General features: G+C 62.9%; 1 protein-coding gene. It reads right to left on the minus strand.

Annotated features, from left to right (window positions below; translation table 11 throughout):
• The coding region (locus IE302_RS42545) for a hypothetical protein (protein ID WP_191260150.1) at positions 1 to 3997 on the minus strand (3997 nt) is incomplete at both ends.

The following is a 3997-nucleotide window of genomic DNA, read 5'->3' on the forward strand; positions in this document are numbered from 1 at the left end:
GTGGCGTAGGCGAGTTTGTCGATCCAGTCGTGGTCGGCTTCGTTGGCGATGTCGAGGTGGCGGCCGAGGATCTGGCCGTCCGGCCGCAAGGTCAATGCCTGCCTGCCTGCAGTGATATCGGCGTCCGACCGCTGCGCGGCCGACCTGGCCCTCACTACAGTCGTGAAGTCCGGAAGTGTGCCGAAGATGTTGTACGTTCGGGCGAGTGTGACCAGTGGTGCGATGCCGAGGCCAGGATTGTCGGCGATCAGGGCATCGACCAAGGGGGTGGCGCGCTGATCATTGACGCTCAGGAACGGGTGCCGCCGCTGGGACCGCACGACGGCATCGATGACTGAAACAGCGCTGGAAATCAAAGCGCCGCGTCCCATGAAGCCCGCGTGAACGGCCCGGCGCGCGAGCTCCGTCGCAGTCTCCCGTGGATGCCTGATCGCTGACTGCCAAAGCAAGGCGGTCAGGTCGTTCGGTTCCCCGGCATCGTATTTCTGTTCTTGTCGTTCGCGCCCGCGGTAGCGCGGCTGCCACAGTGAACCATCGGCTTGAGCCGCCTCCACGGCGGCGGTGATCAGGGAACTGATGCCTTCGTTTTTCTCCACTTCTTGGCGGTGCAGGTAGTGCAGCAAGGTCCCGTTTTCCAGGTATCCATGTGTGTCGACGATCTTCCGGGCCAGTGTTCTCACGATGGCTGCCTGCACGGGATCCCGGTGATCGAGCTTGGCGTCGTGCAGCCTTATGGGATCAAGGTCGACGTCGGCGAGTCCGCCGGCCATGGCTGTGGTCAACGCGCTGTGGGCGTGGAACGCGAGGTCTGCCTGAGCGCCGGTGATATGGCGCATTCGCATGTGTCGGACCAGAGTGTTCACCTGGTGTTGCGTCCCGGCACCCCAGGGGCCGGGAGTGGCGATCAGGATGTCGCGTGTACGTGCCGAGATGGCGGCGTCATGGCCGTTGCCGGACGCGGAAAGCTCGGGGAGCCGGTCGCCGTTGCGGGTGGCTGTCGCCACGGTCTCGGTGACCAGGTGGCTGAGAAGTTCGGCCGGGCCTTCGATGCCCTCCGTCTTGAGCAGAGTGACGATTTCGGGGACCGTGGCCTCCTTCTTTTCCCAAGCTATCGCATAGGCGAGTTTTTCGATCACGGCATGGTCATCCGTGTTCTCGACATCGAGTATCCTGCCGAAGAAAAGCTTGGTCGGCGGCAGCTTCGGGTATCCGCGTGTGCGAGCTGCGGCTACGAGTTCAGGATTATCGTCAAGTTCCTTTTTGCGCCTGGAATAGAATTCTTTGACTTTTTCAGATGTGCCGTGTGCGCTGAATTTCGAGAGATCGGAATAAAGTCTGTTGAAGCTGCTGAAGTCGTTGATGATGAGCTGGTCGATGAGTTGTTCGAGATTGTTGCGATCATTGGCCTCCGAAAAGGACAGGTAAGGATGCCGCCGCCCGTCGTTCGCGGCGGCGTCGATCGCCTGCCTGATGTTGGAGATGAGAACGGCATGGTTGGCGGAGAAACCTGCTTCTTGCGTGCTGCGCGCGATCGTCGCATGGGAGCTGTTCGGATCGGAGATCACCTTTCGATACAGCCAGACGGTAAAGTCGTCAGGTTCCTCCAGGTTGAAAGTTCCCTTGTTTTGCCTTCCGCGATAGATGGGGCGCCAAAGCTGATTTTCTTCTTGGAGTTCTTTTGCTCCTCGAGCAAAGTGGTCTCTGAGTTTCTTCTCGAATTTCCGGGCTGGGAATTCGTCACTCGAAACGAACCTGAGCAGATGTCGGACATCGATATCGCCGTGTTCTTGAAGGATTCTTCTGGTGGTTTCGGCGAGCTTCGCCGCCGTCTCCGGAGCGTCGGGATCGGCGGCGACGGTGCTTCCGTCCCGGCGGCGTTTGGGGGCGAGGTGGAGGGTGTTTTCGACACCGGGGTCCGTAGTGGTGATAGTGCCGGCGGGGGTGATGTGGATAGGGCTGCCGAGGTAGGCAGGAGTGAGGGTGAGATGGCGGAGGGTGGGGTGTCGGTGGAGGTGGCCGGCGAGGGTGGTGTGTTGGTCGATGGTGAGGTTGCAGGCCCAGAGGTTGAGAGTGTGGGTGGCGTGCCAGGGGAGAGGGAGGGTGGCGAAGGTTTCGGCGAGGTCGGTTGGGTGGTGGGGGGTCAGGTCGTCGACGCGGCCGGGGAGGTAGTAGACGTCGTCGGTGATGCCGTGGTGGGCGAGGACGTTGATGACGCCGGGGCGGGGGTGGGAGAAGGCCGCGTTGACGTTGGGGGCGTAGGTGTTGGACACGAAGGCCATGCCGCTGTTGTGCGGGAGAGGAATGGCTTCGACGATTTGGTCGGCGTGGGTGCGGATGGGGACGGTGTGGGTGCCCGGCAGCGGGTGGTCGGTGCGGACGGTGAGGACGGTCTCGGCGATGTCGCGGAGTTTGGTGGTGGTGCCGGTGATGTGGTTGACGCGCATGTGGCGGACGAGTGCGGTGATGGCGTCGGGTGGGGTGAGGTCGAACAGTCCGAGGTTCTTCAGTGTGAGTGCGCCGGTGCGGTGCAGGATGGCGTCGTGCTCTCCGTGCCGGTCGGCGGAAAGTGCTTCGTAGCGGTCGCCATTGGTGGTGGCTTCGTCGATGATGCGGGTGACGAGTGGTCTGAGTCCATCGCCGGTGTCGTTGACGCCCTCACGCTGCAAGAGGTCGAGGAGCTGGTCGACGTTGGCGTTCTTGTTTTCCCAGGCGGCGGCGTAGGCGAGCTTGCCCAAGAGGTCGTGATGGGTGGGGTCGCCGGCGTCGAGGGTCCTTCCCAGGAAGAGTGTGGTCGGCGGCAACGTGGGTAAACCGTGTTCTTGGGCGGCCGCGAGAAGTTCAGGTTGGTCCTTCAACTCGCGTTGACGTTGGGTCACCAGTAGTTCGATGTCGGACTTCGCCCCACGTATGTTGAGGCCTCCGAGTGCTTCGGTGACTTCGCTCGGGCTGCGATAGCTGCTGTTGGCGAGGAGCCGGTCGATGAGGTGGATGATCTTGTCGTGGTCGTTGGCCATCGTCAGTTCCGGGTGACGGCGGCCGTCGCTCACGGCGGCTTCGATCGCATCCCTGATACCGGATTCAAGCCGCTTGTGGTCTGTGATGAAGCCGGACGAGGCGGCGCTGCGAGCGATCGCCAGCACAGAGAGCCGGGGCTCCGCGATCACCCGTCGGTACAGCCACACCGTGAGGTCGTCGGCGTCGTCCTTGTCGAAGGTGCCGGTGTTGCGTACCCCGCGGTAGAGCGGGCCCCAGAGCTCGTCGGCTGCCCGGAGATTGATTCGTGCCGGACCGAGCAGCTTTCTGAGCCTCGCATCGGATAGCGGACTTTGCAGACCTTTTCGGTCTATGAGATTCGCCAGGTATCGGGCATCCAAGTCCCCGAAACGGCGAAGAGTGTTTTCGATCGCGACAGTGTGTGCGGCTGCGCTTTGCCCGTCGCTGGATCCGGCCTCGGCGATCACCACGTCCCGGCTGTGACCTTGCGTGCCCAGGAGGTGGTCACCCCGCTGAGGCAGGCGTGTGCGGATCACCTTCTCGAATCCGTGGTGGGGAATGACATTGTGTGACGCGAAGGGCGCAGGAACTCTGGGTTGGGCTCCGACCTGGCTGTGAATGGGTTCGTCGGCGATCAGGGACGCAGGCCCGGGAGTGTCGGCAGTCGGCATGCCTCGTCTGCGTTTGGGGGCGGAGTGGTGGGCACCGTCGACGCCAGGGGCGATGGTGTCGACGAGCCGGCGCGGGCTGCCGTTCGTGGGGGACTGGTGGGCTTCGGTGGCTCCGTCGTAGTGGGTGGGGCTGGAGGTGCTGGGGACGAATGCCATGCCGCTGTTGTCGGGAAGACGGACGGCTTGGTCGGTGAGGATGGTGGTGGCGATGTCGCGGAGCGCTTTTTGGGTGCCGGTGATGTGGTTGACGCGCATGTGGCGGATGAGTGTGGTGGTGGCGTCGGGTGGGGTGAGGTTGAAGAGTTCGGGGTTTTTGAGGACTAGGGTGCCGG

Origin of the sequence: Amycolatopsis oliviviridis (assembly GCF_014654365.1) — a bacterium.
GTDB classification, from domain to species: domain Bacteria; phylum Actinomycetota; class Actinomycetes; order Mycobacteriales; family Pseudonocardiaceae; genus Amycolatopsis; species Amycolatopsis oliviviridis.